A 6,625-nucleotide genomic window follows, 5' to 3' on the forward strand; every position below is an offset into this window, starting at 1 on the left:
GCACGTAAAGGCGCGGAACTAGTCACCATTCTCTGCTAATAAACCGGCCACCAAGCTATTTAACTGCTGCTGAAACTGCCCACCGGGCGAGGGTGGGGTCGGGTCTGAAGTGATCACCACGGTCATCTCACGCTCGGGAATAACGTACAGCGCCTGGCCACCGTAGCCGCGCCCGTAGTAAACATTCTCCCCTGCCAGTTGAGTAATAAACCAACCATAGCCGTATCCATCGCCAGTCCAGCGTGATGTGCCGCGCGGCTGCCATGATTCTTCTACCCAGCCCTCCGGCAGAATGCGCTGTTCGTCTCCTGCCTCATTAAACACGATGCCATCATTCCGATACAGCTCGCCCACCTCTATCATTGCTCGCGGCGAGAGCTGCATATCATTACCGCCGAAGTAGATCCCTTGTGGGTCGCGTAGCCAGGGGCGAATGGTGATATTAAGCGGGTCTCCCAATAGGCGCTGGGCAAGGGCATGGGTCGACTCGCCGCTGGCGTGAGTGAGCGCAGCGGAAAGCAAGTGGCTGGTGCCGGTGGAGTAGAGCATCTGCCCACCGGGTTCATCCACAAAAGGGCGGGTAATGGCATCGTTCACCCAGTTAGCGCTGGCGACCCAGGCGCTGTAATTGCCGCCTGACGTTCGTTCTAGCCCTGCCTGCTGGGCGAGTAGATGCGCGACGGTGATTTCATGAACACGCGGGTCGGTGCCGCTCGGAAGATGATCGCCAAATAGCGCCACCATAGGTTGCTCAGCGGATTCAATGATGCCCGCTTCAATTGCCGCGCCGGTAATGGCCGCCAGCACGGTTTTGGACAGCGATTTAATGTTGGCAGGTGAGGCCACCCCCGGCCCACCCTGGTGCAGTTCGTGGATAATCTCGCCATCGTAGGCCACTACCACGCTGTGCACGCGGTTTAGCTGGCGGGTTTGCTGATCTAATGCCTTTAATGCACTCGCAGAGGGGGCATTTGCAGCTGCATTAGAGGTAGAGAGCAACGACGTAACAGCAAACGAAACAAGTAAAGCAGTGGCGCGCATCGCAACACCCTCCGTATAAGTGGCAAAGGTTCGAGGTTTAGACGTAGAAGAGGTTCCACAATACAAGCACTGTCACGTTCTCACTGAGAAGTGCCGCGACATTACGCAAAAACTGAAAAAGCCTGCTAGGATGGGAGTGCTGACTCATGGGTAAGCAAGCCTTTGATTTCCCTAAAACGCAATAAGCAAGGAGCGCCCTATGCGTAATATTATCTACATTATTGGTCTTATCGTGGTTGTACTGTTCATTCTTTCGATGCTCGGCCTGCGCTGACACCTAGGCGCTGGCTTCAATAAAACACGCCAAGAAAAACCGCCCGAAGCGTTTGCTTGCGGGCGGTTTTTTATGAGCATCTTTTTATGGGCTTTTTTGGATCGGCTATTGTGTTCCGCAGTGCTTGGCAACAGCAGGTGTTAGGCGCAATCAGCAGCCCCCTGGCCAAACATATCAAACATTATGTCGCGGCCAAGGCGAGTCAATACAAAGCGGCCATACTCATTGAAGGTGGCGGCTTCACTGGCTTCCATTACTTGCTGGCAGGTTGCCCAGGTGGGCGCTGCAGCACTCAGCGTGAGCAATTCACGGCGGGCTAAGCCGCGCTGGGGCAAAGTAATGGTTTCAAGCACATGGCCGTTATCGTAAAGCAGCTCAGCGGCAATCGATAAGCACTGGCGAAGGCTGCGTTGCACATTCGCGGCCGTTGATAGCCCACTAGATGCTTGTGATGAGGGCTCTTTCGTGAGTTCTGAAGTCATAATTCCCGGAGTCATAGCATGTTCTCCTGCGGTCAGCACCAAATAGGGCTTGTTGCAGCGCATTATAAACCAAAGTCTATGTTAGACCAAGGTCTATAAATGAGAGCGGCTTTTCTACCATTGATCTCATCAACGGTAAGCCAATGTGCTACGCTCGCTATCACGTATTTTAGCGAGTTAATAAGTCATGCATATCAGTGTATTCGGAACCGGTTATGTCGGCCTTGTTGCAGGCGCTTGTTTAGCCGATGTCGGCCATCAAGTCACTTGTATGGATGTTAACGCTGAGCGGATTGATCAGCTTAATTGCGGAGAAGTGCCGATTTTTGAGCCTGGGCTAAGCACCATCGTTGCCCACAATGTGGCAGCTGGCCGTTTACGTTTTACTACTGACGCTGCCCAAGCAGTAGCCAATGGCGAGCTGCTGTTTATCGCCGTGGGAACGCCGCCGGATGAAGATGGCAGTGCCGACCTACGCTATGTGCTAGAGGTGGCGCGTACGATCGGTCAGCATATGGATAGCTACAAGCTGGTGATTGATAAATCTACCGTGCCCGTGGGCACCGCCGAAAAAGTCCGTGCCGTTATCAGCGATGTTCTCGAACAGCGTGGTACATCACTCGCGTTTGACGTCTGCTCGAACCCTGAGTTTATGAAAGAAGGGGCCGCGATAGATGACTTTACCCGCGGTGCGCGGATTATCGTCGGCACCGAAAGCGAACGCGTGAAAGCGCATATGCAAGAGTGCTACGCCCCTTACAATCGCAATCACGAAAAACTGATGTTTATGAGCGTGCGGGCCGCCGAGCTGACCAAGTACGCCGCCAATGCCATGCTCGCCACCAAAATCAGCTTTATGAACGAGATTTCCAATCTCGCCGAGCGGCTCGAAGTGGATGTTGAAGACGTACGCCGGGGTATTGGCAGCGACCCACGCATTGGCTACCACTTTATCTACCCAGGCTGTGGCTACGGCGGCTCCTGCTTTCCCAAAGACGTTCAGGCACTAGAGCGCGCCGCGCGCCAGTTAGGCTATACGCCAGAACTGCTCAGTGCTGTTGAAGCGGTTAATTTACGCCAAAAGCAAACGCTGTTCACAAAACTGCAAGATAACTTAGGCAATCTAAGTGGCAAGAGCATTGCCGTGTGGGGTCTGGCCTTCAAGCCCAACACCGACGATATGCGTGAAGCCCCAAGCCGCACGTTGATGGAAGCGCTTTGGCAAGCGGGTGCTAAGGTGCAAGCCTTTGATCCCGAAGCCATGGCGGAATGCCGCCGTATCTATGGCGAACGGGATGACTTAATGCTCGCCGGTGACCGCATTCAGGCAGTCAAAGGCGCCGATGCGCTGGTCATCTGCACCGAATGGAAAGAGTTTCGCAGCGTTGATTTCGCTTGGTTGGCCGATCAACTGGCAGAAAAAGTCGTTATTGATGGGCGTAATTTGTACACGCCAAGCGCAGTTGAAGAGGCGGGTTTGCGGTACATAGGGGTAGGGCGAAAGAGCAATTAAGGATGAATCTGTTATTATGATTTTCTGATTAACTGCTGGGTGAATTACCTTTTGTTACTTGAAAATACGTATTAGTACGAAAAAAAGAGGCTAATATTCAAGTTCTGATTCACTTGGTCGATACTTTTAAAAAGCTGCATTAAAAATAGTGTTACGCAGGGCTTCGCAGATAAACGGCTATTGGAAGCAGCAAGCGTAGCAACATGTATTCAAAAAAGGCATTGGTTTATGGCTGCTATCACATCACTAGGCATCGGTTCTGGCTTGGATCTGAATGGCTTGCTGGAACAATTAAAAACGGCAGAACAAGCAAAGCTTGAGCCCATTGCGCAACAGCTCCAATCTGAAGATACGAAAATATCTGCCTACGGTAAGTTGCAAAGCGCGCTTGAGCAGTTTCAAGATTCTGCAGAAGCCCTCAATGACGGGTCGTCATTCGAGAGCCTGACAACCAATGTAGAAGGCAGTGCTGTTGGCGCTGTTAGCAGCAATGAGGCCCAGCCAGGTCAGTACGAAGTACAGGTCGGCCAGTTAGCTACAGCCAGTAGTCTAGTAACAGAGCGTTTGGAAACAGCAGATGAAAGCATAGTGAGTGGGGAGCAGTCATTAACCTTTACTCTTGCTGACGGAGCTATGGATCCCATTACCATTGCCGATGGCAGTTCCCTTGAAGATATGCGAGATGCTATCAATCAACAGAGTGATGGCCGCTTAAGCGCCTCTATTATCAACGACGGTGAAGGATATCGTCTTGCAGTAAATTCGACGGAAACGGGTGCGGACGCGAGTATTGAAAGCACAAACTTTTCAGACATTCTTGCGGGCGATGTACAAACGACTGATGCCCAGGTAGTTCAAACGGGCCTGGATGCAGAGTTTAACGTCAATGGTATCGATATCGTTAGCCCATCCAATCAAGTGGAAGGCGCTATTCAAGGTATTACCCTGAACTTATCTGAGGCGGGTGCGACAAGCACAGTCAGTGTTGAGCAAGATGATGAGGCTATTCGAGAGCAGATCACGGCCTTTGTCGATGACTTCAACGCGCTCAAGGACACCATCACCAGTTTGACAGCGTTTGACGAAGAGACTGGGCAGGCGGCGGGGTTGAACGCCGATGCTGCGACCCGTGCGGTTGAACGAGAGCTTCGTCAAACAATTAGCAGTGTTGTCGGCGGCGATGGCTTTAGCGTGTTGTCGGATATAGGTATTTCGCTTCAAGTAGACGGCAAGCTGGAGATTGATGAAGATAAGTTAGATAGCATTGTTGCTACTCAGCCGGATCAGCTAGCCAATTTTTTCGCAGGCGATAGCGAAGAGGGTGGCATGGCAGGGCAAATTGCCTCATCGCTTGAAAGCTTGGTGGGAACAGGTGGCCGCCTTGAAAGTGCCGTTGATTCGTCTGAAAGGCGCTTTGCTTCGTTAGAAGACCGTTATGCAACAACGGAAAGCCGTATCGAGCAAACCGTTGAGCGTTATCGCACACAGTTTCAAGCGATGGACAGCATGGTAGCGCAAATGAACTCAACCAGTGCTTATCTGACCCAGCAGTTTGCCGTGTTGGGACAGCAAAGCCAAAGTTAAGCTAGCTAAATTAATAGCTTACAAGATGCTCAGCACAATGTGTTGGGCATTTTTTTGTCTGCAAAGGCTTAAAAACAGCTTAAAAAAGGCGCCATCTCTAAAGTTTGTTCCTGTGCAGCCGATAAAGAACTTAGATACCTTTTTCTACCACTTATAAGGAACTGAGTCATGGCTTCGATAACTGCACTTGGTGTGGGCTCTGGGCTGGATCTAGCAGGTTTGGTGGATCAGCTAAAAGCGGCCGAACAGCAAAAGCTTGTGCCTATTCTAGAGCAGAAAAGTGCTCAGCAAACCAAGATTTCTGCCTATGGGCGCCTTGAGTCAGCAATGGATAGGGTGCAAACCTCTATTGCTGCGCTGAATGAGGCCTCTACGTTTAAGCAGCAAAAAAGCACCGTGACGGGCGATGGCGTATTGGCGACCGCAGGCGAAACCGCTAATGCCGGGCGCTATGAAGTGACCGTTACCCAACTGGCCCGCTCAGGCAGCGCGGCTTCTAACAGCGTAGCGCTAGACCAAGAGCTAACAGCGGCCGATGCGACGCTTACGCTTAACTTTGGTGCTGGCGGAACACAAACAAGCTACGACGTTGCTATTTCAGCGGGCAGTACGCTGGCGGATGTTCGTGACCAGATCAATGCAGATAAAGAGTCTGGTGTCACTGCTTCTATCGTTAATGATGGCACTGGGTACCGCTTAGCGCTGAGCTCAAAAGAGACGGGCCAAGATGCTTCACTGGAAGGCTTCTCAGGCTTAGCGTCGCTGACCATGGATGCAGCCACCCAGCGTTCAGGTCAGGACGCTGAGCTAAACGTTAATGGCATTGCTATCACCAGTAAAACCAACCGTGTTGAAGAGGCAATTCAAGGCGTAACGCTTGACCTCACAGAGGCCTCTGGAGACCCCGTTACACTGGTGATTGAGCGTGATGATGCGTCGCTGAGAGAAGCCATTGACGAGTTCGTTAAAAACTATAATGAAATGAAATCCACCGTTGGTCGAATGACCGCATACAATGGGGAAGGTGAGATATCTGGTGAGCTGGTGGGCGACCGCACCGTGCGTACCATTGAAGACCGCCTACGCAGGGATATCACAGACAACCTCGGCACTGGTGATATTTCACGGCTTTCTCAACTGGGTATTGCCATTGATGAGAAAGGGCGATTAAAAGTCGATGAGGATAAGTTGGACGATGCAGTTGCCAACAACCCAGAGGGGCTATCTGCGTTCTTTGCGGGCGAAACAGATGAAGGCGGCTTTGCTGGGCGCTTAAACGCCACGCTTGAAGGCATTACGGCAGAAAACGGCATCATTCAAAGCTCTGTGACTAGTGCTGAGCAGCGGGTTGATAGCCTGGACGAGCGTAAGCTTCGTATGGAGGCTAGTATCGAGCGAAGCACAGAGCGTTACCGTAAGCAGTTTGGTCAATTGGATGGCTTGATCGCCCAAATGAACTCTATGAGCAGCTATCTATCACAGCAGTTCGACATGCTGGGTAATATGCAGAAAAGTAATTAATAACGCGGCTGAGATGGTCGTTGAGACAGTAGTTGAAAAGTTACAGTAATTTACATAAAAAAAGAACATTTTTTCTAAAGAAGTCGGTGGGGCTGCCGTTAACTATAATAACGGCGACGCAAGTGCCGCTAAGTAGGCCACAAGGCCAGTTAAATTTCGAGGAGCACTCACATGTCTGTAATCAACACTAACATTACTGCCCTGATTGGT

At 51.3% G+C, this 6,625-nt stretch carries 5 protein-coding genes; 3 read left to right on the top strand and 2 right to left on the bottom strand.

From position 1 onward, the window contains the following. Positions 1-18 precede the first annotated feature (18 nt). Both ACT3UM_RS01925 and ACT3UM_RS01930 read right to left on the bottom strand, forming a co-directional pair. Complete coding sequence (locus ACT3UM_RS01925; RefSeq protein ID WP_498895644.1) at positions 19-1,041, bottom strand: serine hydrolase domain-containing protein; 1,023 nt, start codon at positions 1,039-1,041, stop codon at positions 19-21. A gap of 414 nt (positions 1,042-1,455) precedes the next feature. Then, positions 1,456-1,797: a hypothetical protein gene (locus ACT3UM_RS01930; RefSeq protein WP_498895665.1), complete on the bottom strand. Its 342-nt coding sequence runs from the start codon at positions 1,795-1,797 to the stop codon at positions 1,456-1,458. A 187-nt stretch (positions 1,798-1,984) separates the two neighbouring features. On the opposite strand from ACT3UM_RS01930, the gene ACT3UM_RS01935 reads away from it, so the two are divergent. The 3 genes from ACT3UM_RS01935 (at position 1,985) to fliD (ACT3UM_RS01945) (ending at position 6,415) form a co-directional block, all read left to right on the top strand. After that, complete coding sequence (locus tag ACT3UM_RS01935; RefSeq protein WP_498895646.1) at positions 1,985-3,310, top strand: UDP-glucose dehydrogenase family protein; 1,326 nt, start codon at positions 1,985-1,987, stop codon at positions 3,308-3,310. 180 nt (positions 3,311-3,490) lie between these two features. Then, positions 3,491-4,894 carry a flagellar filament capping protein FliD gene (gene fliD / locus ACT3UM_RS01940; RefSeq protein ID WP_498895648.1) on the top strand — a complete coding sequence of 468 codons (1,404 nt, stop codon included), beginning with the start codon at positions 3,491-3,493 and terminating at the stop codon, positions 4,892-4,894. A 168-nt stretch (positions 4,895-5,062) separates the two neighbouring features. After that, entirely contained in the window at positions 5,063-6,415 is a 1,353-nt protein-coding gene (gene fliD, locus ACT3UM_RS01945; protein WP_498895650.1) for a flagellar filament capping protein FliD, read from the top strand. Positions 6,416-6,625 lie beyond the last annotated feature (210 nt).

It is taken from the genome of Halomonas sp. AOP13-D3-9 (assembly GCF_052379125.1).
Classification (GTDB): Bacteria; Pseudomonadota; Gammaproteobacteria; order Pseudomonadales; family Halomonadaceae; genus Vreelandella.

Bases quoted from the DNA above. Each gene is read 5' to 3' on its own strand.
- ACT3UM_RS01925 (WP_498895644.1), bottom strand. From the start codon at position 1,041: ATGCGCGCCACTGCTTTACTTGTTTCGTTTGCTGTTACGTCGTTGCTC.
- ACT3UM_RS01930 (WP_498895665.1), bottom strand. From the start codon at position 1,797: ATGACTTCAGAACTCACGAAAGAGCCCTCATCACAAGCATCTAGTGGG.
- ACT3UM_RS01935 (WP_498895646.1), top strand. From the start codon at position 1,985: ATGCATATCAGTGTATTCGGAACCGGTTATGTCGGCCTTGTTGCAGGC.
- fliD (WP_498895650.1), top strand. From the start codon at position 5,063: ATGGCTTCGATAACTGCACTTGGTGTGGGCTCTGGGCTGGATCTAGCA.